The sequence below is a fragment of the Nonomuraea composti genome, from assembly GCF_012034275.1.
Taxonomy (GTDB): Bacteria; Actinomycetota; Actinomycetes; order Streptosporangiales; family Streptosporangiaceae; genus Nonomuraea; species Nonomuraea composti.
Genome location: NZ_JAATEP010000004.1, coordinates 152,241 through 177,487, shown reverse-complemented (window position 1 = coordinate 177,487; position 25,247 = coordinate 152,241). Strand labels below are relative to the sequence as shown.

29 protein-coding genes, 1 tRNA gene, 2 pseudogenes and 1 riboswitch are annotated in these 25,247 nt (G+C 68.7%); of the genes and pseudogenes, 19 read left to right on the top strand and 13 right to left on the bottom strand.

Annotated elements, in window-relative coordinates; all coding sequences use genetic code 11:
• The first annotated feature begins 14 nt into the window (after positions 1–14).
• Genes HCN51_RS08180 through HCN51_RS08160 form a run of 5 tightly spaced genes read left to right on the top strand, consistent with a single transcriptional unit; the run spans position 15 to position 4,450 of the window.
• The gene (locus HCN51_RS08180) at positions 15–662 is read left to right on the top strand and encodes an ABC transporter permease (RefSeq protein ID WP_080042665.1); all 648 of its coding nucleotides are present in this window, start codon (positions 15–17) and stop codon (positions 660–662) included.
• Positions 655–1,830, top strand: a complete 1,176-nt coding sequence (locus HCN51_RS08175; RefSeq protein ID WP_168008343.1) for an ABC transporter ATP-binding protein — start codon at positions 655–657, stop codon at positions 1,828–1,830. Before HCN51_RS08180 ends, HCN51_RS08175 begins: the two co-directional genes overlap by 8 nt.
• Positions 1,827–2,603, top strand: coding sequence for an ABC transporter permease (locus tag HCN51_RS08170; RefSeq protein ID WP_346433576.1), 777 nt, complete (start codon positions 1,827–1,829; stop codon positions 2,601–2,603). Before HCN51_RS08175 ends, HCN51_RS08170 begins: the two co-directional genes overlap by 4 nt.
• Entirely contained in the window at positions 2,600–3,559 is a 960-nt protein-coding gene (locus HCN51_RS08165; RefSeq protein WP_168008341.1) for a glycine betaine ABC transporter substrate-binding protein, read from the top strand. The genes HCN51_RS08170 and HCN51_RS08165 overlap by 4 nt, the downstream gene beginning before the upstream one ends.
• A 39-nt stretch (positions 3,560–3,598) precedes the next feature.
• Entirely contained in the window at positions 3,599–4,450 is an 852-nt protein-coding gene (locus HCN51_RS08160; protein WP_168008339.1) for an SDR family oxidoreductase, read from the top strand.
• Here HCN51_RS08160 and HCN51_RS08155 read toward each other — a convergent pair.
• Positions 4,447–4,758 carry a hypothetical protein gene (locus tag HCN51_RS08155; protein ID WP_168008337.1) on the bottom strand — a complete coding sequence of 104 codons (312 nt, stop codon included), beginning with the start codon at positions 4,756–4,758 and terminating at the stop codon, positions 4,447–4,449. The two genes, HCN51_RS08160 and HCN51_RS08155, sit on opposite strands and share 4 nt — an antisense overlap.
• A gap of 124 nt (positions 4,759–4,882) precedes the next feature.
• Entirely contained in the window at positions 4,883–6,427 is a 1,545-nt protein-coding gene (thiC, locus tag HCN51_RS08150) for a phosphomethylpyrimidine synthase ThiC (protein ID WP_240972592.1), read from the bottom strand.
• A riboswitch (TPP riboswitch) is annotated at positions 6,420–6,532 on the bottom strand. (Overlaps the previous gene by 8 nt.)
• Positions 6,533–6,623: 91 nt before the next feature.
• Here thiC and HCN51_RS08145 point away from each other — a divergent pair.
• From HCN51_RS08145 to HCN51_RS08135, 3 genes are all read left to right on the top strand, one after another.
• Positions 6,624–6,974, top strand: coding sequence for a hypothetical protein (locus tag HCN51_RS08145; RefSeq protein WP_080042671.1), 351 nt, complete (start codon positions 6,624–6,626; stop codon positions 6,972–6,974).
• Positions 6,971–7,801, top strand: coding sequence for a universal stress protein (locus HCN51_RS08140; RefSeq protein ID WP_168008333.1), 831 nt, complete (start codon positions 6,971–6,973; stop codon positions 7,799–7,801). The genes HCN51_RS08145 and HCN51_RS08140 overlap by 4 nt, the downstream gene beginning before the upstream one ends.
• A gap of 181 nt (positions 7,802–7,982) precedes the next feature.
• Positions 7,983–9,032 carry a cellulose binding domain-containing protein gene (locus HCN51_RS08135; protein WP_206066711.1) on the top strand — a complete coding sequence of 350 codons (1,050 nt, stop codon included), beginning with the start codon at positions 7,983–7,985 and terminating at the stop codon, positions 9,030–9,032.
• On the opposite strand, the gene HCN51_RS08130 is transcribed toward HCN51_RS08135, so the two are convergent.
• The 3 genes from HCN51_RS08130 to HCN51_RS08120 all read right to left on the bottom strand — a co-directional run bounded on the left by HCN51_RS08130 (position 9,019) and on the right by HCN51_RS08120 (position 11,082).
• Positions 9,019–9,573, bottom strand: a complete 555-nt coding sequence (locus tag HCN51_RS08130; protein ID WP_168008329.1) for a YbaK/EbsC family protein — start codon at positions 9,571–9,573, stop codon at positions 9,019–9,021. The genes HCN51_RS08135 and HCN51_RS08130 overlap by 14 nt on opposite strands.
• Positions 9,574–9,675: 102 nt before the next feature.
• A complete protein-coding gene (locus HCN51_RS08125) occupies positions 9,676–10,344 on the bottom strand; it encodes an AIM24 family protein (protein WP_346433575.1) in 669 nt (222 codons plus the stop codon).
• 351 nt (positions 10,345–10,695) lie between these two features.
• On the bottom strand, positions 10,696–11,082 hold the full coding sequence (locus HCN51_RS08120; protein WP_168008327.1) for a response regulator: 387 nt from the start codon (positions 11,080–11,082) through the stop codon (positions 10,696–10,698).
• A gap of 115 nt (positions 11,083–11,197) precedes the next feature.
• Between HCN51_RS08120 and HCN51_RS08115 the strand changes: the two genes are divergently transcribed.
• Positions 11,198–11,269: transfer RNA gene (locus HCN51_RS08115), tRNA-Arg, on the top strand.
• Between the two features lies 1 nt (position 11,270).
• Here the strand turns inward: HCN51_RS08115 and HCN51_RS08110 are convergent.
• The 3 genes and pseudogenes from HCN51_RS08110 to HCN51_RS58050 all read right to left on the bottom strand — a co-directional run bounded on the left by HCN51_RS08110 (position 11,271) and on the right by HCN51_RS58050 (position 13,077).
• Positions 11,271–11,660 (bottom strand): PI-PLC domain-containing protein, encoded by a 390-nt coding sequence (locus tag HCN51_RS08110; protein ID WP_168008325.1) that lies wholly within the window; start codon positions 11,658–11,660, stop codon positions 11,271–11,273.
• 470 nt (positions 11,661–12,130) lie between these two features.
• Positions 12,131–12,367 (bottom strand): annotated as a pseudogene (locus tag HCN51_RS62915) (recombinase family protein); the annotation flags it as partial.
• Positions 12,310–13,077, bottom strand: coding sequence for a serine integrase family protein (locus HCN51_RS58050; protein WP_206066710.1), 768 nt, complete (start codon positions 13,075–13,077; stop codon positions 12,310–12,312). The pseudogene HCN51_RS62915 and the gene HCN51_RS58050, both read right to left, overlap by 58 nt.
• Before the next feature lie 365 nt (positions 13,078–13,442).
• On the opposite strand from HCN51_RS58050, the gene HCN51_RS08100 reads away from it, so the two are divergent.
• Positions 13,443–14,426, top strand: a complete 984-nt coding sequence (locus tag HCN51_RS08100; RefSeq protein ID WP_168008323.1) for a helix-turn-helix domain-containing protein — start codon at positions 13,443–13,445, stop codon at positions 14,424–14,426.
• A 6-nt stretch (positions 14,427–14,432) separates the two neighbouring features.
• On the opposite strand, the gene HCN51_RS08095 is transcribed toward HCN51_RS08100, so the two are convergent.
• Positions 14,433–14,948, bottom strand: a complete 516-nt coding sequence (locus tag HCN51_RS08095; protein WP_168008321.1) for an RICIN domain-containing protein — start codon at positions 14,946–14,948, stop codon at positions 14,433–14,435.
• Between the two features lie 487 nt (positions 14,949–15,435).
• Here HCN51_RS08095 and HCN51_RS08085 point away from each other — a divergent pair, with 487 nt between their 5' ends.
• From HCN51_RS08085 to HCN51_RS58040, 3 genes are read left to right on the top strand one after another with little or no spacing between them, the layout of a single operon-like run.
• On the top strand, positions 15,436–16,746 hold the full coding sequence (locus HCN51_RS08085; RefSeq protein WP_168008319.1) for a UDP-N-acetylglucosamine 1-carboxyvinyltransferase: 1,311 nt from the start codon (positions 15,436–15,438) through the stop codon (positions 16,744–16,746).
• The gene (locus HCN51_RS58045) at positions 16,743–17,348 is read left to right on the top strand and encodes a metallophosphoesterase family protein (protein WP_206066709.1); all 606 of its coding nucleotides are present in this window, start codon (positions 16,743–16,745) and stop codon (positions 17,346–17,348) included. Before HCN51_RS08085 ends, HCN51_RS58045 begins: the two co-directional genes overlap by 4 nt.
• An 8-nt stretch (positions 17,349–17,356) precedes the next feature.
• Complete coding sequence (locus tag HCN51_RS58040; protein WP_206066708.1) at positions 17,357–17,938, top strand: hypothetical protein; 582 nt, start codon at positions 17,357–17,359, stop codon at positions 17,936–17,938.
• Positions 17,939–17,971: 33 nt separating this feature from the next.
• Here HCN51_RS58040 and HCN51_RS08075 read toward each other — a convergent pair whose 3' ends face one another.
• The gene (locus HCN51_RS08075; RefSeq protein ID WP_168008317.1) at positions 17,972–19,393 is read right to left on the bottom strand and encodes a nucleoside/nucleotide kinase family protein; all 1,422 of its coding nucleotides are present in this window, start codon (positions 19,391–19,393) and stop codon (positions 17,972–17,974) included.
• 187 nt (positions 19,394–19,580) lie between these two features.
• Here HCN51_RS08075 and HCN51_RS08070 point away from each other — a divergent pair, with 187 nt between their 5' ends.
• From HCN51_RS08070 to HCN51_RS08060, 3 genes are read left to right on the top strand one after another with little or no spacing between them, the layout of a single operon-like run.
• Positions 19,581–20,033 carry an XRE family transcriptional regulator gene (locus tag HCN51_RS08070; protein WP_168008315.1) on the top strand — a complete coding sequence of 151 codons (453 nt, stop codon included), beginning with the start codon at positions 19,581–19,583 and terminating at the stop codon, positions 20,031–20,033.
• A gap of 27 nt (positions 20,034–20,060) precedes the next feature.
• Positions 20,061–20,552, top strand: coding sequence for an ImmA/IrrE family metallo-endopeptidase (locus HCN51_RS08065; protein WP_168008313.1), 492 nt, complete (start codon positions 20,061–20,063; stop codon positions 20,550–20,552).
• A gap of 3 nt (positions 20,553–20,555) precedes the next feature.
• Positions 20,556–21,722: an MAB_1171c family putative transporter gene (locus HCN51_RS08060; RefSeq protein WP_168008311.1), complete on the top strand. Its 1,167-nt coding sequence runs from the start codon at positions 20,556–20,558 to the stop codon at positions 21,720–21,722.
• 162 nt (positions 21,723–21,884) lie between these two features.
• On the opposite strand, the gene HCN51_RS08055 is transcribed toward HCN51_RS08060, so the two are convergent.
• The 3 genes and pseudogenes from HCN51_RS08055 to HCN51_RS62175 form a co-directional block, all read right to left on the bottom strand.
• Positions 21,885–22,223 carry an EF-hand domain-containing protein gene (locus HCN51_RS08055; RefSeq protein ID WP_168008309.1) on the bottom strand — a complete coding sequence of 113 codons (339 nt, stop codon included), beginning with the start codon at positions 22,221–22,223 and terminating at the stop codon, positions 21,885–21,887.
• A pseudogene (gene cas2e, locus HCN51_RS08050) lies at positions 22,141–22,379 on the bottom strand (type I-E CRISPR-associated endoribonuclease Cas2e); the annotation flags it as partial. The gene HCN51_RS08055 and the pseudogene cas2e, both read right to left, overlap by 83 nt.
• Positions 22,376–22,759, bottom strand: coding sequence for a CRISPR-associated endonuclease Cas1 (locus HCN51_RS62175; protein WP_346433574.1), 384 nt, complete (start codon positions 22,757–22,759; stop codon positions 22,376–22,378). The pseudogene cas2e and the gene HCN51_RS62175, both read right to left, overlap by 4 nt.
• A gap of 529 nt (positions 22,760–23,288) precedes the next feature.
• Here HCN51_RS62175 and HCN51_RS08040 point away from each other — a divergent pair.
• From HCN51_RS08040 to HCN51_RS08030, 3 genes are read left to right on the top strand one after another with little or no spacing between them, the layout of a single operon-like run.
• On the top strand, positions 23,289–23,756 hold the full coding sequence (locus HCN51_RS08040; protein WP_168008307.1) for a hypothetical protein: 468 nt from the start codon (positions 23,289–23,291) through the stop codon (positions 23,754–23,756).
• A 6-nt stretch (positions 23,757–23,762) separates the two neighbouring features.
• On the top strand, positions 23,763–24,596 hold the full coding sequence (locus tag HCN51_RS08035; protein WP_168008305.1) for a hypothetical protein: 834 nt from the start codon (positions 23,763–23,765) through the stop codon (positions 24,594–24,596).
• Between the two features lie 48 nt (positions 24,597–24,644).
• The gene (locus HCN51_RS08030; protein WP_168008303.1) at positions 24,645–25,247 is read left to right on the top strand and encodes a hypothetical protein; all 603 of its coding nucleotides are present in this window, start codon (positions 24,645–24,647) and stop codon (positions 25,245–25,247) included.

The following is a 25,247-nucleotide window of genomic DNA, read 5'->3' as shown; positions in this document are numbered from 1 at the left end:
TAAGTCTCCGGGGGATGAACCTGTGGGAGTACGTCGAGGACCGGTGGGACCTCATCCTCTTCGAGACCGTGCAGCACGCCAGCATGGTCGCCCAGTGCGTGCTGGTGGCGGCCGTCCTCGGCGTGCTCGTCGGCGTGGCCACCTACCGCCGCCCCAGGCCGGCCGCGGTCGCGACGTCGATCGCCGGGGTGCTGTTCACGATCCCGTCGCTGGCCATGCTCGGCCTGCTGATCCCCCCGCTGGGGCTGGGGGTGGCGCCGAGCGTGACCGCGATCGTCCTGTACGCGCTGCTGCCGATCATCCGTAACACCGTGGTGGGCCTGCGCGGCGTGGACGCGACGCTGGTCGACGCGGCCAGAGGCATCGGGATGAGCCGCCGCGGGTCGCTGGCCCGGGTGGAGCTGCCGCTTGCCTGGCCGGTGATCCTGACGGGCATCCGGGTCGCCACGCAGCTCGCGATGGGCATCGGCGCGGTGGCCGCGTACGTCTCGGGCCCGGGTCTCGGCGAGCAGATCTTCTCGGGCCTGGCCCGGCTGGGCGGCGCGAACGCGGTCAACTCCGCCCTGACCGGCACGATCGGGGTGGCGATCCTGGCGCTGCTGTTCGACGGCTGCTTCGTCCTGCTGGGCCGGCTGACGACTCCCGGGCTCAGGCATGGCTGACGGGGCCGCCGGCGGCGTGCCGATCGAGCTGCGCAAGGTGACCAAGGCGTTCCCCGGCGGCGGCGAGCCGGCCGTGCGGGAGCTGGACCTGCACATCCCGGCGGGTGAGATCGTGGTCCTGCTCGGCCCTTCCGGCTGCGGCAAGACGACCACCATGCGCATGATCAACCGCCTGATCGAGCCGACGTCGGGCGACATCCTCATCGGCGGCCGCAGCTCCCGCGACATCGACCCCGACCGCCTGCGCCGGCACATCGGCTACGTGATCCAGCAGGCCGGCCTGTTCCCGCACATGACGGTGGCGGCGAACATCGCGCAGGTGCCGAGGATGCTCGGCTGGCCCCGCAAGCGCATCGCCGAGCGGGTGGACGAGCTGCTCACGCTGGTCGGCCTGGAGCCGGAGACGTACCGCAACAGCTATCCGCGCCGCCTGTCGGGCGGCCAGCAGCAGCGGATCGGCGTGGCCAGGGCCCTGGCCGCCGACCCGCCGGTGCTGCTCATGGACGAGCCGTTCGGCGCGCTCGACCCCATCAGCCGCGAGCGCATCCAGGACGAGCTGCTGCGCCTCCAGGAGGAGCTGGCCAAGACGATCGTGTTCGTCACGCACGACGTGGACGAGGCACTCAAGATCGGCGACCACATCGCGATCATGCAGCGTCCCGGCCACGTCGTGCAGTACGCCCGACCGGCCGAGATCCTGACGAACCCGGCCAGTGACCACGTCGAGCAGTTCCTCGGCGGCGGCTCCTCGATGCGGCTGCTGCGCCTGACCCACGTGGGCGACATCGAGCTCGACCGGATCCCGTACGCCTCCGAGGACATGGACGCGCGCGACCTGCTGCGCGAGGTCGAGCTGGACGGCCGCGGCCACGCGCTGATCCTCGACGGCATGCGCCGCCCGCTGCGGTGGATCGCCCAGGCCGAGCTGGAGGGCATCCAGGGCCCGGTCGGCGACGCGGGCGAGCCGGTGACGGTCTCGATCGCTCACCGGATGACGTTGCAGGACGCCCTGGAGACGCTGCTCAACGCCGACACCGACGTCCTGCCGGTGCTGGGCAGGCGGCGGGCGTACGCGGGGGCGCTGTCGCTGGGCACGGTCCAGAACGCGATCCAGTCCATCAAGGCCCGCGAGCGGGAGCGCCGCCTGCGCAGGGGCGAGGCCCCGTGACGGTCGAGAGCGCGGCGGCCAAGGAGGAGACCACGCCGGAGCCGCGCATCGGGCGGTCGTGGCACGTGATCCTGCCGCCGCTGTGCTACCTGGCCGTGGCGGCGGCGATGGTCGGCTACACGCAGGCCGTGCCGCTCGACGGCATCGAGCGCGGCTCGCTGAACCTGGCGTTCCTCGTCAGGCGCACGTGGGAGCACGTCGAGCTGGTGTTCTTCTCGACGGTGCTGGTGCTGGTCGTGGCGCTGCCGCTGGGCGTGCTGCTGACCCGGCGGGCGCTGCGCAGGGCGACGCCGGTCGTGCTGTCGCTGGTGAACCTGGGCCAGGCCACCCCGGCGGTGGGCCTGGTGGTGCTGCTGGCGGTGCTGTTCACCATCGGGTTCTGGACGGCGGTGGTCGCGTTGTTCGCCTACAGCCTGCTGCCGACGCTGCGTAACACGATGGTGGGGATCGAGCAGGTGGACCCGCGCCTGGTGGACGCCGGCCGGGGCATCGGCATGTCGGCGGCCGGGGTGCTGTTCAAGGTGGAGCTGCCGATGGCGGCGCCGGTGATCCTCTCGGGGGTGCGCACGACGCTGGTGCTGAACGTGGGCACGGCCGGCATCGCGGCGTTCATCGGCTCCGGCGGGCTCGGCGACCTGATCACGACGGGGGTGAGCACGCAACGCAACCTGGTCCTGATCACGGGCTGCGTGCTGATCGCGGTGCTGGCGCTGATCATCGACTGGCTGGGCGGCCTCGCGCAGCGCTACCTGTCACCGAAGGGCCTGACGTGAGAGCGCTGGTGGCGCTGCTGCTCGTCACAGGTGCGGTCGCCGCGTGCGGGCTGCGGCCCGCGTCGTCGTTCGTGCCGCCGGTCGAGCCGGGCAGCATCCGCCCGGTGCCCGCGCTCGACGGCGTGCGGGTCAGGGTGACGTCGAAGGAGTTCACGGAGCAGCTCGTGCTCGGCAAGATCGCGGTGCTCGCCCTCACCGCCGCCGGCGCGGACGTGGCCGACCAGACGAACGTGCAGGGCAGCGTCAACGCCCGCGCCTCGCTGACCAGGGGCGACGCCGACCTCATGTGGGAGTACACGGGCACGGGCTGGATCACGTACCTGGGCCAGGAGACCCCCATCCCCGACGCGCAACGGCAGTACGCGGCCGTGCGCGACCTCGACCTGCGCACGAACGGCATCGTCTGGCTGCCGCCGGCCCCGCTGAACAACACGTACGCGATCGGCCTGAAACGCACCACGGCGCAGCGGTACGGCCTGACGAGGATCTCCGACCTGACGAAGATCCCTGTCGCGCGGCGCACGTTCTGCGTCGACCACGAGACCTTCGGCCGCGACGACGGCTTCCTCGGCATGCTGCGCGGCTACGGCCTGACGTACGGCGCGGACGTCCCTCGCGCCGGCGTGCGCCGGGTGTCGGTGGGCATCCTCTACAACGCGATCTCCAGCGGCCAGTGCGCGATGGGCCTGATCAGCACGACCGACGGCCGGATCAAGGCGCTCGACCTGGTCGTGCTGGAGGACGACCGGCACTTCTTCCCGCTCTACAACGTGTCCGTGACGATGCGGCGGCAGCTCGCCGACGCCCACCCGGAGATCGCCAAGCTCTTCGCGCCCATCTCCGCGAAGCTCACCGACGAGGTGATGCGCGGCCTCAACGCGCAGGTGGACGTGGACGGCGACGTGCCCGTCCTGGTGGCCCGCGACTGGCTCAGATCACAAGGATTCGTGACATAGCTGGCGTTAGCCATACCCGATGAAGGGCAGGCCGCTGGCATGTCGCAAACACCACCACCCCAGAACCAGCCCTACCCCGGCCACACCGGCGAGATGGCGCCCGAGCCGCGCGACGAGATGCGCGACTACGTCGGGCGCGACCTGCTCAGCGGCAAGAAGGCGCTGATCACCGGCGGCGACTCGGGCATCGGCCGGGCGGTCGCGGTGGCGTTCGCCAAGGAGGGCGCGGACGTCGCGATCGCGTACCTGACCGAGCACGAGGACGCCGCGCACACCCGCAAGCTGGTCGAGGAGACCGGGCGGCGCTGCGTGCTGCTGCCCGGCGACCTGGCCGACCGCGCGCACTGCGTCTCCGTCGTCGAGCAGGCGGTCTCCGAGCTGGGCGGCCTGGACGTGCTGGTGAACAACGTGGCCTACCAGGCGCCGGTGGACGGCCTGGAGGAGCTGGACGACGAGCAGTGGGAGCACACGTTCGCGGTCAACATCCACAGCTACTACCGCGTCACGAAGGCCGCGCTCCCGCACCTGCGGGAGGGCGCGGCCATCGTGAACACCTCGTCGATCAACGGCCTGCGCGGCAACAAGACGCTGATCGACTACGCCGCCACCAAGGGCGCCATCAACGCCTTCACCTACTCCATGGCCCAGAACCTGGTCGAGCGCGGCATCCGGGTCAACGCCGTCGCGCCCGGACCGGTGTGGACGCCGCTGATCCCGGCGACCATGCCGCAGGAGAAGGTGGAGCAGTTCGGCAAGCAGGTGCCGATGGGGCGGGCCGCCGACCCGGACGAGATCGCCCCGTCGTACGTGTTCTTCGCCTCGAACCGGCTCTCGTCGTATTACACGGGCGAGGTGCTGGCCCCGATCGGCGGGGAGACGCTGCCGGGTTAGGCGCGGCCCGCGTCCTTGATGGACACGATCGAGGCGGTCTGGAACTTCTTGTGCCCCTTGCCGTCGCCGCCGACGGTGGCCGTGTAGGTCTTGTACGTCCAGCTCAGGCTGTACTTGATGGTGATCTTGTGCTTGGTCGTGCACCGGTTGTGCCAGTAGACGGTCACCGAGGTGTTCCCGTCGCCCCAGGACCAGGCGAAGCACCCGGCCACCCCCCGGTGGACGTCGGCGGAGGCCGGCGTGGCGGCGAGCCCTGCGACGACGGCGGACGCGGCGGCGACGACCGCCGCGCGAGTTCTGATCGACACGAAAGATCCTCTCTTCTGGTGGTCGTGGAAGCCCCGGCCGGGCTCACTGTCACGTTGCCACCAGAAGAGCGGCAATCCCCGTCATCAATGTCCAGACCTGCGGGTTTGGACATTGGACAATGCGTCACTCCACGTAGATCGTGCCCCCGAGCCGCCGGAACTCGGCCGCCTTCTCCGCGTACCCCGCGTCCCTGATCTCGTGGCTGATCCGCATCGAGCAGAACTTGGGGCCGCACATCGAGCAGAAGTGCGCGGTCTTCGCGGGCGCGGCCGGCAGCGTCTCGTCGTGGAACGAGCGCGCCGTCTCAGGGTCGAGCGACAGGTCGAACTGGTCCTCCCAGCGGAACTCGAAGCGCGCGTCCGACAGCGCGTCGTCCCACGCCTGCGCGCGCGGATGCCCCTTGGCCAGGTCCGCCGCATGAGCGGCGATCTTGTACGTGATCACGCCGGTCTTGACGTCGTCCTTGTCGGGCAGGCCCAGATGCTCCTTGGGGGTGACGTAGCAGAGCATGGCCGTGCCGTACCAGCCGATCATGGCGGCCCCGATGCCCGAGGTGATGTGGTCGTAGCCGGGCGCGATGTCCGTCACGAGGGGGCCGAGCGTGTAGAACGGGGCGTCGTCGCAGAGCTCGCGCTGCAGGTCGACGTTCTCCTTGATCTTGTGCATGGGCACGTGGCCCGGCCCCTCGATCATCACCTGGACGTCGTGCTCGCGCGCGATCGCCGTCAGCTCGCCCAGCGTGCGCAGCTCCGCGAACTGGGCCTCGTCGTTGGCGTCGGCGATCGAGCCGGGGCGCAGCCCGTCGCCCAGCGAGTACGACACGTCGTAGCGGGCCAGGATCTCGCACATCTCGGCGAAGTTCTCGTACAGGAAGCTCTCGCGGTGGTGCGCCAGGCACCAGGCGGCCATGATCGAGCCGCCCCGCGAGACGATGCCCGTCTTCCGCCCGGCGGTCAGCGGCACGTGCGCCAACCGCACGCCCGCGTGCACGGTCACGTAGTCGACGCCCTGCTCGCACTGCTCGATCAGCGTGTCGCGGTAGACCTCCCACGACAGCAGCTCCGGCCGGCCCTTCACCTTCTCCAGCGCCTGGTAGATCGGCACCGTGCCGACCGGGACGGGCGAGTTGCGCAGGATCCACTCCCGGGTCTCGTGGATGTCGGCGCCGGTGGACAGATCCATGATCGTGTCGGCGCCCCAGCGCGTCGCCCACGTCATCTTCTCGACCTCCTCCTCGATGGAGGAGGTGACGGCCGAGTTGCCGATGTTGGCGTTGATCTTCACGAGGAACTCGCGGCCGATGATCATCGGCTCGGACTCCGGGTGGTTGACGTTCGCGGGGATGATGGCCCGGCCGGCGGCCACCTCCTGGCGGACGAACTCGGGGGTGACGCCCTCGCGCACCGCGACGAACTCCATCTCCCTGGTCACCAGCCCGCGCCGGGCGCAGCCCACCTGCGTGACCGGGTGACCCGCCCGCGCCCGCTCCCGCACCCACTCCTCGCGCCGGCGCGGCAGGCCCCGCCGCGGGTCCGGCTCGTAGGCGGGGTCGGTGTACGGGCCCGAGGTGTCGTACAGCGTCACCGACGAGCCGTTCGACAGGCGCACCTCGCGCATCGGCACCCGCAGCTCACCTTGGTAAACCTTGGAAAAACGCGCGCTCGTCATCGCGCAAACTCCCTTCGCCGGCATTATCCGGAGCAGGTTCTGGCGGTCGGCGGCTGTCAGCCGTCCTCTCAGCCCGGTCTCCACCGGGCTCCCGCGTTGGTCGGCGGTGATCGTACCCACGCCCCGGCCCGCCCGAAACCCGCGCCGCGCAGGTTTGGCGATCGCCGTCAGCGGTACGGTCCCCATCAGGGGAAACATGAAGAGATTCGCCGCTGTCGCAGGACTCATCGTCGTGCTGGCCGCGTCCGGCGCCACCGCCGCCGCCGGGGACGGCATGGATCGGCACGAAGTCAGCCAGGAACAGTACGACACTCTGATCGCCCAGTGCCGCTACTCCGACACGGGGAAGGCGAAGTGCCGGGCGGCCGTCAAGCGCATGTACCGCGTCGGCAGGACCGACCCGGGGCTCGACTGCCGCACCTACTCCGGCGTCACCGTCTGCGGCACGCTCAAGCTCAGCAGGTCCGAGCGCAGGTGCGCCCGCGACTCCGAGGCACAGGGGCTGCCGTTCCGCCGTGCCGAGGTCGAGTGTTACGCGCTGTCATGATCGTCGTAGGGGTGGACGGCTCCCGTACCGGGCTGGAGGCCGCCGGCTGGGCCGCCGCCGAGGCCCGGCTCAGGCAGGCGCCGCTGACCGTCGCGCACGCCGTGCCGAAGTGGGTGTGCGAGGGCGCCGTCCGCTACGCCGAGGTGGCCCAGTGGATGCGCGACGGCGCCGAGACCGTCCTCACCGCCGCCTGCGAACGCGCCCGCCGGGTGTGGCCCGAGGTGCGCCTCGACGGCGCGCTGCTCCCCGGCGACCCCCGCTCGGCGCTGGTCAAGGCGTCCGAGGAGGCCGAGCTGCTGGTGGTGGGCAGCCGCGGCATCGGCGGCGTGCGCGGCCTGCTGGTCGGATCCGTCGCGTACGGCGTCGCCGCGCACGCGCCCTCCGACGTCGTGCTCATCCACGACCCGCCCCCGTCGCCGCGCGGCGAGGTCGTGGCCGGCACCGACGGCTCACCCGGCGCCGGGCGGGCCCTCGACTTCGCCTTCACCGAGGCCGAGCTGCGCGGCGCCCGGCTCCGCGTCGTCCGCGCATGGGCCTGGCCCCAGCCCGGCGGCTTCGAGCCCGCCTCCCGCGAGAGCGAGCAGGACACGCTGCGTGCGCTGAAAGAGTCGCTGGCCGGGCACCGGGAGCGGCACCCCGGGGTGCACGTGGTGGCCGAGGTCGTGCACGGGCACCCGGTGGAAGTGCTCAAGGAGGCGTCCGCGCGCGCCGACCTGCTGGTGGTCGGGTCCAGGGGGCACGGGCAGCTCGCGGGCATGCTCATCGGCTCCATCAGCCAGGCGCTCCTGCACCACGCGCCGTGCCCGCTGGCGGTCGTGCGCCGCTGAAAGTTACATCCGTCCGCCCAGGTCAGCACCCCGCCATGATCGTCGTGCTTCCCGGGCCCGCTCCCGCGATCCTACGATTCGCGCAGGCTCGGGAGCTGCCGCCGCTCCTACGTTTCGCACAGGCGTACGGACGGGAGAGCACACGATGTTTCGTGCAGGCGTACGGACGGAAAAGCGCACGATGCGCAGCAGGACCACGATCGTCTCGGTAGTGACGGCGCTGGTGGCGCTGGCGGCGGCGGTGTTATTCGCGGCCACGGCCACGGCGAGCGCCGCCCCCATCAAGATCATGCCCCTGGGCGACTCCATCACCGGCTCCCCCGGCTGCTGGCGGGCCCTGCTCTGGAACCGCCTCCAGAGCACCGGCCACACCAACATCGACTTCGTCGGCACCCTGCCGCCGCAGGGCTGCGGGGTCTCCTACGACGGCGACAACGAGGGACACGGCGGCTACCTCGCCACCAACGTCGCCAACCAGGGCCTGCTGCCCGGCTGGCTCTCCGCCACCAAGCCCGACATCGTCCTGATGCACTTCGGCACCAACGACGTGTGGAGCAACATCGCGCCGGCGACGATCCTCAGCGCGTTCACGACACTCGTGGGCCAGATGCGGGCCAGCAACCCCAACATGAAGATCCTCGTCGCCAAGATCATCCCGATGAACCCGTCCACCTGCGCCGACTGCGCCCAGCGCGCCGTCAACTTCAACAACGCCATCCCCGCCTGGGCCGCCGCCACCTCCACCCTCCAGTCACCCATCACCGTCGTGGACCAGTGGACCGGCTTCAGCACCAGCACCGACACCTACGACGGGGTGCACCCGAACGCCGCCGGCGACCAGAAGATGTCCGACAAGTGGTACCCGGCCCTGGTGGACGCCCTCGGCAACACCGCCACGCCCACCGTCACCACCACCATCACGCCCCCGCCGCCCGGCGGCTGCACCGCCACGTACAAGAGCACCGGGCAGTGGCAGGGCGGCTTCCAGGGCGAGGTCACCGTCACCAACACCAGTAGCACGCCGCGCTCCTCGTGGACGGTGACGTGGACGTTCGCCGACGGTCAGCAGATCACCCAGCTCTGGGGCGGGACGCTGAGCGCGAGCGGCTCCTCGGTGACCGTACGGAACGCGACGTGGAACGGGTCGCTCGCGCCCGGGGCCTCGACCACGTTCGGCTTCCTGGCCTCCTGGACCGGCACCAACACCGCTCCCACGCCTACCTGCTCGTAACCACCTGACCACCCGTAACGGAGGGATCACTGGTGGCGGCCGGATCGCTCGTGATGGGCGCCACCCGTGGGGACGCCAGCCGGACATAGTCCTCAGTGTTGAGCGCCACGGAGCGATCGAGCCTGCCGGCGTTGAAGAACAGCTCGGGCTGGTCCAGCAAGGAGGGGTCTGCGACCAGCTCGAGCCGGGGGTCGTAGCTGAACGGCAGCACCGTCCCCGTCACGCTGCCCGCCAGCTCCTCGGCCTTCTCGGTGGCGGCGAAGGCCACGTACGTGCCGCCGAGCAGCGCCTTGACCGCCTGCAGATCGAGCCGCGCGTCACCCGGCACGACCGCCAGCACGTACCGGGACTGCTTCTTGCCGACCTTGACCATCACGATCAGGCACTTCGCCGCCTGCGCCACCGCGTTCCCGCGCAATGCGCTGACCTGCTCGGTCCGGCCCTCGGGCGCGTGCTCGATCAGCCGGTACCGGGCCTTCGCGGCGTCCAGGTCGGCGATCAGCCGCTCGTAGGCCGCGTACGGCTGTGGCTCACCAGTCACTGCTCAACAGCTCCTTCGCCGCGGCGATCCGATCCTCGTCGCGCTGGTAGAACACCTTGTCCATGGAGTCTTGGGACCGACGAGAACCCCCGCATCGAGGGCTCAATGGGAGGCCTGAACGACCGGAGCCCCTTCACTGGCCTGCACCAGCACGAACCCCTGCCCCCTGAACGCCAGCTGCATGGCCTCCCCACTCCCTCGCCCGATCAACGCCCCCATCTTCATCGTCCGATTGACCCCCACCTGCAGCCCCGAGCTCCAGCACACCGCGGACTGCCCGTCGGCGAACGTCGGCATGCGCGCCACGTCCAGCAGCACCGGCGTGCCATGCGTGGTCACCGCCACCCACCCGGTCCCCGTCACCGTCGTGTTGAACAGCCCCCCGGCCGCCACCCCCGCCCCCTGCACCCGCTGGATGTCCCAGGTGAGCTGCGGCTGAAACGCCAGCAGGTTACGCCCGTTGACCGTGATCCCCTCGTTCTCCAGATAGAACAGGTGGATGTCATCGGCGTTGTCGGCGAGGTAGAGCAGCCCTTCCCCCCGCACCCGCATCAGCGAGGCGCCTTCCCCCGTCATGGCCTTCTTGAACAGCTTCCCGATCCCGCCGGCGCCCTCGTAGTCGAAGTCCATCTGCCCCTGGAAGGCCACCATGGACCCCTGCTTGGCCAGCACCTCGTGGGGCAACTGGACCCGCAGCATCTTGCCGTTCTCGAGCGCGAACCCCGGGGGCAGCTGCTGAGGATCCAAATTCCGAAATATCGAGCTACGCACGTCCGCAACCAACCTTTCCTGGCTACCACTGATGACTCTCACGGCGTGTAGACCGGCCCCCAAGATCCAGCCCCGACGACCCCAGCCCCCGCACCGCCGTCCCACCGCACCACCCTCAACCGAGAGCGAGATGCCCCAATCCAACCAGGTTGCCCACTCCCCCCGCCAGAAACCCGCCAGCCCCTCCCACCCCTGAAACGCCCACACCCCCACGGAAACGCCGCCCAACCATCCACCGAACGAACCCGCCCAGCACAACGGCCGGGACTCGCGCATGTGATCCGCGAACCCCGGCCGCCACACCCACCCCTGGGAGCGAGCGCTCAAAGCACAACCCCACAGGTCAAACACTCACTCCTTGGCGCCGGCCGCCAACTCCCGCACGACCTGAATCAACTCGGCAGGATCGAACGGCTTGGTCAGATACGCGTCCACCCCGATCCCCCACCCTCGGATCTTGTCGTCATCCTGCGCCCTGGCCGTGATCAGCACGACCTTGATGTGGCTGGTGGCCTCCTCCGTCCGCAACCGCTGCGCCGTCGTCCACCCGTCCAGGAACGGCATCATCACGTCGAGCGTGATGACATCGGGCATGACGTCGAGCACCTGCTCCAGACAGTCCTGCCCATCGGTGGCGGTCACGACCTCGAACCCCTCCAGGTTCAGGTTGACCGCGATGAGCTGCCGGATGACCTCGTCATCGTCTACGACCAGTACTTTCCCAAGAACCTCACCCACGGGCGCAAAGCTAACGCGTAGCGGCACGGTCACGAGCGGTTTCGCGGGAAGTGTTCGCGAGGCTTTATCTGGTGCGGAGTGGTCATCGGAAGCTGGTAGCCTAGTCACACGTTGAGCCCCCTTAGCTCAGGGGATAGAGCACCGGCCTCCGGAGCCGGGTGCGCAGGTTCGAATCCTGCAGGGGGCACTCAGAACAAGGGAAACATCATCGGTCGCCGATCTCCTCCGGGAGGATCGGCGATTTTGCTTGTCAGAGCCTTGATCGCGCGCAAGTTGTCCTCCTTGACAGTGATGCGGATGAGCACCTCGTGGGTGTCGACGCGGTAGCGAAGTTCGAGGTTGAACGCGTCGAAGAGCTTGCGTTGCAGGTCCTCGCCAACGGTGGCGAGGTTGGCGGCGAGTCGCGGGAGCTCGTCGAGCAGCTCCTTGTCCTCGGTCGGCTCAGCGCTGGCGCCCAAGGTCTTGAGCTCCTCAAGCTTGACCTTCCGGACGCGGGACAGGTCGGCGTATCGGCGCTGAAGGCGCTCGCGGAACTCCCGATCGATCTCCTCATCCCCGCTGGAGATTTGCTCCTCCATCTGGTTGAGGACGTTGTCCTGGCGTTTACCCAGATCGGCGATCTCCTTCTCGAGCCGTCACTGCGGATGTCGCTCTCAGAGGGCTGCTGAGGGAGTTGGCGGCCCAGGGCCTCGATGTACGGTGCGCCGAAGACACGCACCGCGAAGAACTCGTGCACCAGATCGAGCAGGTCATCCTCGCGGACCCACAAGCTCTTGGGATGGCTGGCGTACCAGTCGCGGCGGTCCTTGTGGTGGCGCATGTCGGGTTCGCAGGCGTAATACTGCGTGGTCCTGCGGCTCTTGCCGTACATGCGCCTGTCGCAGATCTCGCAGACGAGATATGAGCGGAGCTCGTACGTGCGGCTGGCCTGAGGGTGACTGCTGGGTCCCGGGGCCGTGCGCGAACCTTGTCGGACGCGGCCGATCGTGGTGGCCGACTGGAACAGGTCCTTTGTCACCCGGGGCTCATGCGTGGGACGCGGCGACCAGACCCACTCGCTGATCGGGTTGTTCTTGCCGCCCTTCTTCGTGGCGCGACGGTTCCACACCATGTAGCCGGTGTACTTGGGATTGGAGAGCACCTCCCGGACGGCGGAGCCGCTCCAACGCCCCAGGGCACGCCTGGGATCTACAGGCATCGGTGGCGGGTACTTCTGCGGCTCAAGATTCAGCTTGTCCGCGATGGCGTCGTACCCGAGCTTGTGAACGGCGCGGAGAAGAAAGATGTGGGTGACCGTTGGCCCCTCGACAGGGTGCGCACCAGGCGCGTCTTGCTCTTGCCCTCCGCACGCTTGGCGGCCACCGGATGCGGGATCTTCTTGGCCCGGTAGCCGTAACACGGCTTGCCGACGTTCCAGCCCTGCTCCGTATGCTCGCAGAAGGCGTCCCAGGACAGCTCCAGCATCTGGAGCACGTACCACTCGGCCACGGCTTGTTTGACTCGCCTGGTCAGTACCGGCGTCGCGCGTTTGCGGGCGCGGCCCCCCTTGGGGCGGTCGAGTTGCGGCATCGGTTCGTCGGCCGCCAGAAGCATGACGCCGGCCTGCTCCAGCTCGTACTCGATCTTCGTGCCGAAGTACGTACGCCGAGCCACCCGTTCCACGGACTCGCAGATCACGGCGGCGAAGCGGCGGTCCGGCCGCTTCGCCTCCGCCAGAAGGTCGCGAATACTGCCGTCACGGGCGATCGGGATGTTGAACGCCTCACGAGCCTCCACGTCGTAGAAGTGAGCGACGATCACGGGACCTTCCGGCATGGCATCCCTGGAGGAGCGCAACTGCCGAGGCAGCGAAAGAGTCGGGTTCTGTTGATCATCCGTTGAGGTGCGGCCGAGCCAGGCCACCGAGAGGGGTATCCCGGCGGCCTGGACGGCTGCGACGCCGTCGGCGTCATCCAGGGGAAGCTCACGTTTTGCGACGCTCCACCACAACCACACCTCAGCTTCGAGTACGGCTTCAGCGCCGACGGCGTAACCATCCGCCTATGGGTGCCCGGCCAAATCCCGCAATACCTCGTCGAACACGCCATCGAGGCCGCCTGGCCCTCCGCCCGCACCACCATCCACCAGGCCACCCCGCCCGTCCCCCGTTGTTGGCAGGTAATTGGGCGCGAGAAGCCCTATTTCAAGTGTGGTACGGAGCACTACGACTGGTATCTCGTCGGCGCGGGTGCGCCCAAGAGCGGATACATGCCGGTCACCGTGGAATTCTCGACGACCCGGAACCGGTATGCCAACCGGGAAGAGGGTGACATGCCACCGGGTTCTCATCTTCGCGGAGATCGAGCGACAAGGAGACGCGGATGGCCGGAGGCACGCTGTTACTGGGTTCGCTGGACGAGGTACGCGTCGAGGTGCGCCGCTCGCCGGGCGCGACCCTCTTCTCCCTGCTGAGGGACATCCTGGGCGGCGAACCCAGCGGCGTGCCCGCATCGTGGCGTCACGCCGTACGCGAGGCGTTGCCCGCCAGCGCGGCACTGATCGGCCCGCTGCTGAACGGCAGCGGCTGTCCCTGGACACCCCGCTCCCTGACCTTGGTCGACAGCGCCCGTACCACCAGCATGAGCACGCTCCTGCGCGAACTGGAGGAACTCGACCCGCAAGAACTCGCCGCCGAGGTGGCCCGCCACTTCGGCGACTCGGCGCCGCCGTTCTGGCAGCGTATCCTGGACGACCCCGAGGCCTTCCTCGCCGTCTACGTGAAGGTGGTACGGGCCGCCGCGACCGTGATAGAGCCGTTGTGGGCCCGGGCCGACAGCCTCTTCGCGCGGGAGACCGAACCAATCGGCGCCGCCGTCGTCAGCGGCGGCCTCGACGCCGTCCTGACCGGCCTGAGCCCTTCCCTGCGCTACCTCGACGGCCGGCTGCGCCTGCCGCGCGTTCCCGCCGGCGCCCGTCCCGGGCTGGACGGACGCCGGCTGGTGCTGGTGCCGCTCGCCTCGGGATTCAAGGCCAGCATGTACGGCGTCGAACGCGACGACCTGGTGTGGATCGGCTACCCCCTGCCCGGCCTTGGTCGCATCGTCACCCGCGCCGCCCCGGCCCCTTCCCAGGACAGTGCGCTGACCAGGATCCTGGGCCCCATCAGAGCCGGCATCCTGCGCGCCTCGTCCTGGGAGCCGTCCGTCAGCGACCTCGCCCGCCACCTCCACCTGAGCCTTGGCACGATCACCTACCACTGCGACCAGCTCACCGCCGCGGGGCTGCTGCACCGCGAGCGGCGCGGGCGCGAGGTCCGCCTGCGCCTGACCCACCGCGGCGCGGAACTCCTCGACCTGCTCACGTGACCGGGTTCAGGTCAGCTGCTGCTGGCGCCAGTACTGATCGGCGTAGGTCGCGTTGCAGTCGGTCGCGATGACCGGGCTTTCCAGTGCCGTTCCCTGTACGACCATGCAGAGGAAGGAGTTGCGATTGATCAGACGGAAGGTGCCGAAGTCTGGAGATGCTTGCCAGTGCTGGTCCAGGTAATTGGCGCATGTGTTCTGGAAGACATAAGACGGCTGGTGACCTTGGGCGACCAGGCATTTGTCGCTGTTCATATTGCGAATCGAGTAGATGTCCCCTGTGCCGCCCACCCGCGTGAACACCCAGTTCTGGTCACGGTAGCTGTCGCAAGTGGTCTGAGTCGCCTGGGCACGCTCCGCGTAGCCCCGGACCACGATACATTTACCACTGTTCCAGTTCGCTATTCGCGAGATGCTCACGAGTGCCGCGGCGGACGGCTGCGCACTGGCAGCCCCTCCCAGAAACGTCGCTGAACAGGCGAGCAGGGCTACGAGAGCCAGCCGCAGAAACGTGCTTCCCTTCATCCCATCTCCTTCGTCTGGTTGGCCGAACCGATTCAGGAGTCAGTTTCACCGCGCCATCACCCGGCCTCGAACCTTTCGAAGAATTTCAAACACAGCTCTCGCAGCAGGCCTCACCGCGCCAGGCCTCGCGGCCTTCCTTGACCGCGACGGAGACGATCACCAGGGCGGCGATCGAGATTCGCTACGAAGGCTCCGTACTTGCGGGCCCGGCCGTCACCCTCGGCCTGGGCCTGGCCTTCGGGCCCTACCGCAAGCCTTCAGCTACGTCGCCGCAGCCTCGGCCATCCTCTACCTGCTCCTGTACGCCCTGCGCAGCCGTACAGCACGCGAACGCGTTAAGGAGGCTGACACGGCGTGTCCCTTCTCCCTCCTGAGGACGGACAGGCGTGTCCGCGTGTGCCACTCCTTGTCCTCCTGACAACGCTCCGACGCAGGTCGTCTGCTGAGAGTCATTCGACTTCCTGCCTCGAGAGGAGCGCAGGCCACCATGCCTTCGACCATCTCTGTCGCCGACGCCATCGCCATCCGTTCCGGGGAGCCGCTGATCGGCTCCGTCCGGGTGGACGGATCGAAGAACGCCGCGCTGCCGCTGATCGCGGCAGCCACGGCCGTCGGGCGGCTGACCCATCTGAGCAACATGCCCCAATGCCAGGACGTACGCACGATGCTCGACCCGCTGCGGCTGTGCGGCTACAGCGTGGCGCGCTCGGTCATCAACCCCGAAGAGGTCGTCATCCTGCCCGTCTGCGGCGCGGCCCCACCGGCCGACCTGGCCGGCGCGGCGGCCATCCGCGCCTCCTACTACCTGGTGCCCGCGCTCCTGGCCTCCAACGGGCGGGCCCGGTTGCCGTGGCCGGGCGGCTGCCCGGTCGGCGAGCGCGGCATGGACCTGCACTTTCGCGTCTATGAGGCGTTCGGGGACCGGGTCGTGCTGGACGGCTCCGGCTACCACGTGGTCAGGGCCGGTGAACGGCTGCCGGAGGTGGAGATCGTGCTGCCGTTCCGGTCGCGCGGCGCCACGGTCGCGGCCATCCTGCGGGCCGTGATCGAGCGCTGCTGCCTGACGGTGACCCAGCCGAATGTGTCGCCGGAGGTGGCCGAGATCCTCGCCTTCCTGCGCGCGGCCGGCTGGCAGGCGTTCGCGACCGAGGAGAGGCTGCGGCTCACGCCCCTGCACGCGGGCGAGTCGGCGGCGCTGGCCTGGGAGGTGCCGGGGGACAAGGTGGAGGCGGTCACCCTGGCCTGCGCGGTCGCGGTGACCCGGGGGTCGGCGCAGATCAAGGGGGTACGGGCGGCCGACGTGCTGCCGGCCATGGAGATGCTGGCCTGGCTCGGCATTCCCGCCCACGCGAGCGCGGACACCGTCACCGTGCACGGCCAGGACACCCAGCTGACCGGCCAGCCGCTGCGAGCCGTGGCGTCCCTGGCGCCGGGCGGGCTGGACGCGGACTTCGAGCCGTCGCTGATGGCGCTCGCGCTCGGCCTGCGCGGCGTGCACCTGTTCGCCGACGCCATCAACCCGGGACGGCACGGCAACCTCATCCCGCAACTGGCCCGCCTCGGCGCGGCGATCGAGCAACTGTCGGCCACGCACTGCCGCATCACCGGGCCGCAACGGCTGACCGGCGCCGCGGTGACGGCCAACGACATCCGCAGCGGCTCGGCCCTGCTCCTGGCCGCCCTGGCCGCCGACGGCCTCACCACGGTGTCCGGTCTGGCCCAGCTCCGGCGCGGGCACGCGGACCTGCCCGGCAAGCTGCGCCGTCTCGGCGCGGACATCACCGGGGAACCGGCATGACCGGCCGGCGCATCCTGGAGGGCATCGTGGCCACCACCGACGTGCACTCCAGCTTCGACCGGCCGCTGCCGATGTTCGCCCACCTGCACAGCGCGCGCCGGCGGGCGCTGGTGGCCGACTGCGGCGACTTCTTCGAAGGCAGCGGCTACTACCGGCTCGGCGGCGGCGACCTGGAGCGCCGCGCCCTGATCCTGCTGTACGACGTGCTCGCGCCCGGCAACCACGGCTGGCGCCACCACTTCGAACCCGACCTGCGCGCCCTGACCGTCTGCGCCAACGCCGTGCACAACCTCACCGGCGAGCCCCTGTTCCGCACACTCCGCATCGAACACATCGGCCACCACCGCGTCGGCATCACCGCCGTGATCGGCGAGCAGGCGTTCGCCACCATCCCCGCCGCCGACCGCACCGGCCACGCCGTCCTCCCGCCCGGCCGCGCCCTGCACGACCTGCACCACCGTCACCGGGAGGCGGTCGATGACTGGATCCCGCTCAGCCACGCCGGCTATGACCACGACCTCGCCCTGGCCGCCGCCTGTCCCTTCCTGTCCGTGATCTTCTCCGGGCGCCGCCACAGCCCCGGTACAGGCCGGACCGCGTAGACGACACCGTGGTGGTCAAAGGCCCCGAACTCGGCGCCGGCTACGCCCAGGCCGAACCCGGCGACCACGGCTGGACCGCCCGTACGGCACCGTTCCCGGACGCCGTCTCCATCCCCTTGCCGGTGGCCGGCCTGGCCGACCGCCTCAACGCTTTGCGTGATCGCCTGAATCAGCCGATCTCGCCAGTCGCCGTCCCCTTCCGCGGCACGGCTCTTGACCGGCATCGGGTCCTGACGCTGATCGCCCGGCACCTGCGTAACACCGGGGCCGTGCTGCTCAACGAGACCAGCCTGCGTTCCGTCCCGCTCGGCGCGGCCCTGCGCGTGGGCGACCTGCTGGCCATCGAACCCTTCGGCAACCACCTCGTCCGCGCCCACCTCGCCGACGCAGCCGACGACGCCTTCCTCGACACGCTCACTTCCCTGGTCGGCCCGCTGATCGTGCACCGCGGTCGCGACCGGATGCGGTGCGCCTGGACCACCCGCTACCTGGCCGACACCTTCCTCGGCGGACGCTGGAACGGCCCGCCCCTCCCGCTCGCCCAGGCCGTACAAGAGGTGCTGACCGGCCGGACAGGAGACGCGGCATGATCCTCACCGGCCCCGCCATCGCCGCCGCGAACTCTACGGCCGGGTGCGCTGCCCGCCGACCGACCGGTAGGGGCCGATGACGTTCTCCACGAACTCCTCCAACCGCGCCTGAATCTTGGCGCCGCTGTCGTCCACGTCGTTCCTGATCTGGAACACGCGGCGGTTCCAGTGCGTGTCGGCCTTGAGGTCGTCGATGTTGTCCTTGCCGTAGATGGCCTGGTTCGCCGAGGGCGGGAGCAGATGGTTGTCGCTGGTCCTGATCGTGATCTCGCTGCCGGACACGACCACCTGGTGCGGCTCGACCCGGCGGTTGAGCCGCTCGGCGCGCAGCTGGGCGGGGGCGTTGACGTACACGACCTGGCTGTTGGGCCGCAAATCCTCGAACTCGCGCAGCGCGGTCAGCAGGTTGGGGCGTGCGAACTCGACGAGGGCGACCCTGCTGTGCTCCTTCACGCTGACGCGCACTGCCTGGGCCAGCTCCTGGAGCGCGGGGCCGAGCACCGCGATGTCGTCGACCTCGAAGGCGCCGGCGGGGTGGGCGATGAAGCTGCCGCCGCGGGCCTGCTCCAGCTTGATCGCGTCGCGCACGTAGCCGCCGTAGATGAAGCTGTAGTCGGACAACTGGGCCGTCCGGATGCCCATGGCCTCCAGGCGGTCGGCCAGCGAGCGCCGTACGAGTGACTTGCCCGCCCCCGGCAGGCCGAGGATGAACACCACCTGGCAGCCGTTGCCGAACGCCAAGTGCGGCAGCACCTTGGCGGCGTCCCCCAGGTCGATGCCCAGCAGCCGCTCGGTCCCGCGCAGCGCCGCCTGCACGGAGGCTGGGTCGCCGGGCTCGGCGACGTGGCCGCAGATCCGCTTGGCCAGGACCGCCTCCAGCGGTTGGCCGCCGGTCCAGACCTGCTGGTAGTACTCGCCGAGGATCTGGGTGGCGGCGATGCCGTCCTGCCTGGCCGGACGGTCCTTGCCCTTGACGCGGTGGTTGACTATCACCGTCGAGTCGGCTGCCGGCTCGCGGGAGAACAGGTGGAAACTGAAGTTGCCCATGCCCAGCTCCGGCTCGGCCACCCGGACCGCGATGCCGCGGTTGAGCAGCTCGACGCCGCCGCGGATGTTGTCCTCGGAGTCGTGGGTGACGACGCGGACGCGGCCGTTCTCGTTGATCCTGGTCCAGGTCTCCAGGATGTCCCGCGTGCGCTTCTCCGAGGCCGGCGCCAGGTTGGGGGCCACGACGTCGATCCGCTCGGTGCCCTTCTTCGCCGACTCGGTACGCACCGTGTCGAGGTAGGTCTCGCGGCGTACGCGGCGGGAGATGGCGGTGGGCACGCGGCGGCGCGACCACATGGCCCGAACGCCACCGATGATGATGGTGACGAAGATGCCGCTCGTGACGGGGATGATGAAATCCTCCCAGCCGGCTCCGAACATCCCTGTGATGGTGTCTATCGTGCGCATCGGCCTTGAGTCCTCTCGTGTGACCGATCCGGCAGCGACCATCTCAACGACTGTTAAGATTTTGCTGTTGGAAGTTCATGTGAGTTATGAGGATCAGCTTGGATGTTCGCCGACCGGTTGTCAACTCATGTCAAGATGCATGAGGTATGCTCTTCACAACAGTTGCCGCGGCACGGAGGAGACCGTCATGACGGACCAGGGGCCGCAACGACCGCCGGCAACGCTCGCAGAGAAGCTCGAATACCTCTTCCAGCACTTCCACCCGCGGGACCGGGGCCCGTACAGCAACGACGAGGTGGCGGCGGGGATCAGGAAGCAGGGCGGTCCGACGATCTCGGGCACCTACATCTGGTACCTGCGCAAGGGCGAGCGTGACAACCCGACCATCAAGCACATCGAGGCGCTCGCCAAGTTCTTCGAGGTGCCCCCGCGCTATTTCCTGGAGGACGACCCCGCCATCACCGAGCAGCTCATGCTGCTCAACGCCATGCGCGACGCCGATGTTAAAGCGATGGCAATGAGGGCAGTAGGACTGTCGGCGGAGAGCCTCGCCTCCATCCGGGAAGTCGTCGATAGGATGCGCGAGCTCGAAGACCTGCGGCAAGGCGATGCGGGTCAGGACACGGCGAGCGGTCCATAACCGCGCGGTCCTTCAGGAGGCGGGGACGTGTGTCTCAAGGAAATGCGGCGCAAGTGCGACCGCCTGGTCCGGGGGCTGGAGCTGCCCGTCCCCTTCGACGCGTACACGTTGTGTGAGCAAGTCGGCGCAGCGCGCGGGCGGGAGATCCTGGTGATCCCCGTCCCCATGGCGGCCGGCACGCTCCACGGGGTGACGCTGATGCACGAGAACCGCGACGTGATCGTCTATCAGCCGCACACCACGCCCGTGCACCAGCAGCACATCATCCTGCACGAGCTGGCCCACCTGCTGCTCGGGCACGACCCGAAGGATCTCCTGCGGACGCTGTTTCCCGACCTGTCGCCGGAGCTGGTGGCGGGTCACCTGAGGACCACGTTCAAGGACCGGGTGGAGTACGAGGCCGAATACGTGGCCACGCGGATCCTGGAGAAGGCGCACCGGGGCCAGGATCCGCCGCCGCCTCCGGAGCACCGACTCCTTTCGCGTCTTGAACGCACGCTCGGCCGCCGTCCGAGGTGAGCGGTGAACGCTGCGCTCTACCTCCCCTGCGCGGTGCTTGTGTGGATCGTCGTCCTCCACAAGCTGACGTACGTGGTCAGGGACGGCCGCAACCCCGGGCTGATCTCGTTGTCGGTGGCCATGCTCTTCCTGGCCCTCACCATGACCGTCGCCGTTCCCGCCGTCTGGACCGGTATCGACGCGATCCTCGGCGTGCCCAACCTGTCCGCCCTGCTCTCCCAGGCCTCGGCCATGGGCTTCGCGCTCACCATCCACCTGCTCGTCCTGCTCTGGCTCATCCCCGAGGGGCGGGTCGCGGCGGCCGTCCGCTGGCACCTGCTGGTCGGGACGCTGATCCTGGGCGTGATGGTGCTGCTCTTCCTGCGGATCACGCCACTGCCCGAGGAGCCGACCGACTTCGTCGTCAGGTACGCGGGACACCCGCGGGTGGCAACCTACCTCGGCGTGTACGTGACCATCTTCGGCGCCGTCCAGGTGCGCAACACGTGGCTGTGCTGGCGCAACGCCCGTGAGGACCGGCCGGGGTGGCAGCGGCTGGGGCTGCACCTGGTGTCGGCCGCGTCCCTGCTGGGGCTGGTCTACGCCGTGCTGAGGGGCCTCGACGTGTTCGGCAGGCAGGCCGGGTATCCCGTGCAGGAGATGGAACCGGTCGCCCGGCTGGTGATCTTCGGCGGGGTGGTGCTCGCCTCCGTCGGCTGCACGGCCTCCTCGTGGGGCGCGCGGGCGTCGGCCGCCGCCGCGTGGCTGCGTGACCACAGTGCCCGCGTGCGCCTCTACCGGCTGTGGGCCGCGCTGCACCGGGCCTTGCCGCACATCGCGCTCGAGCCGCCACCCGCCTCCGGGCTGCACGATCTGCTGCGGGTCAGGGACGCCGGGTACCGGCTGACGCGTCGGATCATCGAGATCAACGACGCGATCGTGGAGCTGCGCACGAGGCTGGCTCACGAGGCTTATCGAGAGGCGGAGGACTTTTGCCGGCGGCAAGGGCTGAGCGAGGCCGCGGTCGAGGCGTACCTGCTGCGCCGGGCGCTGGCGGCCGGGTCTCCGTCGCCCACGCCGCCCGTGACACCGCCGCGGGACCCCACGCCCATGTCAGGCGAACTCGTCGCCACCGAGGCCAAGCGGCTGCGGGAGGTCGCGCGCGCCTTCCGCCGGGTGCACGGCTTCTGAGCCTGCTCCGGCAGGTGGAAGAACCTGGCCGTCACGCTCGCGTGCTGTTGGTCGGCGCCGGCTTCGCGGCGATGACCTCGGTCGGCACAGCACTCTCCCAGGCCGCCGCTTCCCTGGCCGCCCGCTACTGATGACGCTCAGTGGGCCGCGATAGTGGCCCTTTTAGCCGTGGTCGCCCTCTGCCCCACGACCGGTCCTGCCCAACATCCAGACGCCCGGACTGCTCAGGTCCGTACTGGTCGGCAGGACGTCGACGCCCGAGGAGAACTCCTCCCTGGAGACCGAGCCGTTCCCGTTGACGTCCATGTGCTCGAAGGCGATCCGCGTGGCCTCTGCCCGCATTCCCGTCGATCCGTAAAGGCGCTCGAACTCCTCCCTGGTGAGCCAGCCGTCCTGGTCGCCGTCGCAGGCGTCGAAGATGGTGAGGATGGTGCCACTGACGGTCGTGTGTTTCGAAGGCGAAGCCCTGCTCGTTGTCCGTGGTGTACGCGAGAAGCGCACGGCCGGTATCAGCGTACTGCTGAACCTGAAGCCACAGCTGTTCACAGATCCGCGCTGACGACCTCCGATGAACACGCCCGGAGCAATCTCCATGAGCCAGCGGGTCAGGAACCCCCGCAGGCCGACAGGACAACGCGTGAGCACGATGACGGTCACCAGGGCACCTCATCGGCATAGTTACGGCCGGACTCCAGTTCGATGCCATGATCGCTCTGCAAGAGCACCTGGTCGATGTCCTCGTCCAGGGACTCCGGCCCGCCCGCCGTATCGGCCAGGAGCAGATGCTTGATGTCCTCCACACACCGCCTGAGAAGACCGACCTTGTTGATTCTGTCGCGGATGACGCGACGAGTACGTGACCCGACGTCTTCCGGACTGTGCGCCGCTTCCTCGAAGGCGACGGGAAGGGCGGTTTCCGTCTTGTAGAGGTCGGCGATGTCGAGGACGAAGGCGAGCTCGTGCCCGGAATGGATGAAACCCAGCCCCGGCGAGCAGCCGAGCGCGGCCACCGTGGTCTGAACGACGCCGTACATCATTGCGCCGCAGCCGTGACTGCCTGGTTCAACGGGTCGCTGGCGCTGAAGTCGCCGGGTACGTACACCCTGCCGTGCCAAGAAAGACCGACTCGTTCGGCTTCCTTGCGGTAGTGCTCCTTGACCCGGCGGCCCTCTCGCCCGAGAAGTTCGTGCCGGGTGAAGGCCGACGGGTCCTCCCCGGGGAACCGCATGCGGTACATCTCCCGGGCCACCTCAAGCCGGGTACGACGGTTGACCCATTTGGCCGCCTGGGCTTCGACCAGTGAAGCAATTCGGTCGCGTTGTGAGGCGCTTACGACTTGATCGCTTCTTACAACTCAAGCGTTCCCACCTGGGCAAACCACAGACTGCATCCCGAAAATGACAGTTACCATGTAAAGCGACATATGAATATTGTCAAGACCTTGTGTCCTAATCCGCCGTCCAGCATGGTGTTGGTGGCTTCGCGAGGCACGGCATAGCCACGGACGGGAGCCTGTCAGAGTTGCCCGTCCGTGGCGCATCATCGATGCGATCGGAGTCTAATCCCATGCCCCTCAAGCGGGCGCTCCACGGTGCACTCTGCGCGCTCCTTGCCACGACGACATTAGTCGCCGGCGCGCAAACCTCGAATGCGGCCATCGAACCCGAACACCCACTCAGGGGCACCCAGCGGCCGAATGCGGCCCTCGTGGAAGCGGCCAGGAACTCACACCTGACCCAGCGGGACTCGGTGCCACTGATCGCCGGAACACTCCGCGACAGTGCGGGCCATGCCTTGGCAGACACCCCGCTACGCATAGACCTGGAACCGACGCGCGCTCTCATCTCTACCACCGGAGTAGGCATCGGCCTGGAGTACGTCAAGCTCGCTGAAGCACGAACGGCGCAGGACGGCACCTTCGCCTTCACCTCCGGCCGCTTCCAGGATCTGACGGGATACGCGGATCAGAACGGGGTCGCCTCGGCCCTGATCACCTCCGCCGGCGGACAGCACAACGTCTGGCGGCGGATCTAACTGCACGTGCCTACCGCCAAGGACGATCGCTGGACCTTGGCCGAGCCTGCACCGAACCGCAAGGCCGTTACAAGGCAGCAGCGCGTGATCGACGGATCCGGCTTCGCGCCGCCGGCTACGGTGGAGAGCGAATCCACACTTGAACTCGTGGGCTACTCGGACTCTTCATCGGGCACACCACAGCAAAGAGCGATGCCGAATCCCGCGCAATACTGCAACAGCAACGAAGGCTATTTCTTCGCCTTGGCGGACATCCCCGTCAAGCGGAGTTACGTCACCGTGCGTGCGCACGCGACGGGGCCGAACACCTCAGCCACCTATGCATGGGGCACCACGGCGACGACGCAGATCGAGGCTGCGGCCAACATCGCCACGGCCGGAGCCTTGGCCAAGGTAGGTTTCACCAACGTACAGACCGTCTCCGCAGGCATCAATTTCGAGATCGGTCACTTCCGGCCGGCGCACTTCCAGGCGGAATTCGACTTCCGTACGTGGGACCTCTGGTGCCAGAACTACACCATCCTCGAAACTCGAATCTCGGGGAAGTACGAATGGCGCCCCTACCGATTCGCCGGCGGCAACGACATCATCCCGGGCGGCGGAAACCAGGGAGTGTGCCCGGATCCCGACACCACTACGTCCATCTCCAGCGCCACGTGGGTCGCCCGCGACACCACGTGGACAAGATACGGCGGCGTCGACTTCGGCACCGTCAAACTCGATTCACGCACGACGAATGGGTCGAACTGGAAACTCACCGTGACCCCTGAAAGGACGGCGAGCATCTGCGGCCTGGAGGATCTTCCGATCTACGCGTCCTACGTGATGGAAGAGTACTGAGTGAGATTGATGCGTAACAGCCATGGGCCGCGCGTCATCGCGTGGCCCATGGGCCTGCTGATGTTCCTGGTGCTGAGCACGTCGGGTTGCGCGGACACGCCCTCCGGCCCGGAGCCGGCAGGCGCGACGGACAAGGGGCGAGCCTCCCTTGATTCACGCACCGGAGAGGGTCCTTTGAAGTCGGCCCCTCCCACCGGTTACGCACTACGACGCGACAAGGGAGCCGTCCTCACCGACGGATGGGTCGTGCTCTACAACTTCGGTGACGCTCCCATCACGATCATGCGGGTCAGATCGAAGTTCGAAGGGCACGGACTCCGGCAGCTCGGGGCGTTGGTCGCCGGGTATGGTCGCAAGTTCGCCGCTGAGCAGACGATCGACGACTATCCCCCGAGGAAGGCATCCCTGGGGCCGCTCACCGCCGCCGAAGGATACGTCTTGCCTGCGGAGGAAGGCCGCCCACGGAAAAAGGGCCATGAGTTACTCATAGGCATGCAGGTGACGCAAGCGGCCGGAAGGAGCGCCCGGTCCCTCGTTGAGATCACCTATTCCTACAAGGGTCATACGTACACAGATGAGTGGGTGAACACGATCGCCGTGTGCAGTCCCGCCAAAGGCCCGAGTTGCCCACAGGAATACGGCCCTGGATGA

Excerpts from the sequence above, each read along its gene's own strand:
- HCN51_RS08180 (WP_080042665.1), top strand. The coding sequence starts at position 15 with ATGAACCTGTGGGAGTACGTCGAGGACCGGTGGGACCTCATCCTCTTC.
- HCN51_RS08175 (WP_168008343.1), top strand. The coding sequence starts at position 655 with ATGGCTGACGGGGCCGCCGGCGGCGTGCCGATCGAGCTGCGCAAGGTG.
- HCN51_RS08160 (WP_168008339.1), top strand. The coding sequence starts at position 3,599 with ATGTCGCAAACACCACCACCCCAGAACCAGCCCTACCCCGGCCACACC.
- thiC (WP_240972592.1), bottom strand. The coding sequence starts at position 6,427 with ATGACGAGCGCGCGTTTTTCCAAGGTTTACCAAGGTGAGCTGCGGGTG.
- HCN51_RS08145 (WP_080042671.1), top strand. The coding sequence starts at position 6,624 with ATGAAGAGATTCGCCGCTGTCGCAGGACTCATCGTCGTGCTGGCCGCG.
- HCN51_RS08140 (WP_168008333.1), top strand. The coding sequence starts at position 6,971 with ATGATCGTCGTAGGGGTGGACGGCTCCCGTACCGGGCTGGAGGCCGCC.
- HCN51_RS08135 (WP_206066711.1), top strand. The coding sequence starts at position 7,983 with ATGCGCAGCAGGACCACGATCGTCTCGGTAGTGACGGCGCTGGTGGCG.
- HCN51_RS08110 (WP_168008325.1), bottom strand. The coding sequence starts at position 11,660 with ATGGAGGAGCAAATCTCCAGCGGGGATGAGGAGATCGATCGGGAGTTC.
- HCN51_RS08100 (WP_168008323.1), top strand. The coding sequence starts at position 13,443 with ATGGCCGGAGGCACGCTGTTACTGGGTTCGCTGGACGAGGTACGCGTC.
- HCN51_RS08095 (WP_168008321.1), bottom strand. The coding sequence starts at position 14,948 with ATGAAGGGAAGCACGTTTCTGCGGCTGGCTCTCGTAGCCCTGCTCGCC.
- HCN51_RS08085 (WP_168008319.1), top strand. The coding sequence starts at position 15,436 with ATGCCTTCGACCATCTCTGTCGCCGACGCCATCGCCATCCGTTCCGGG.
- HCN51_RS58045 (WP_206066709.1), top strand. The coding sequence starts at position 16,743 with ATGACCGGCCGGCGCATCCTGGAGGGCATCGTGGCCACCACCGACGTG.
- HCN51_RS08075 (WP_168008317.1), bottom strand. The coding sequence starts at position 19,393 with ATGCGCACGATAGACACCATCACAGGGATGTTCGGAGCCGGCTGGGAG.
- HCN51_RS08070 (WP_168008315.1), top strand. The coding sequence starts at position 19,581 with ATGACGGACCAGGGGCCGCAACGACCGCCGGCAACGCTCGCAGAGAAG.
- HCN51_RS62175 (WP_346433574.1), bottom strand. The coding sequence starts at position 22,759 with ATGATGTACGGCGTCGTTCAGACCACGGTGGCCGCGCTCGGCTGCTCG.
- HCN51_RS08040 (WP_168008307.1), top strand. The coding sequence starts at position 23,289 with ATGCCCCTCAAGCGGGCGCTCCACGGTGCACTCTGCGCGCTCCTTGCC.
- HCN51_RS08030 (WP_168008303.1), top strand. The coding sequence starts at position 24,645 with ATGGGCCTGCTGATGTTCCTGGTGCTGAGCACGTCGGGTTGCGCGGAC.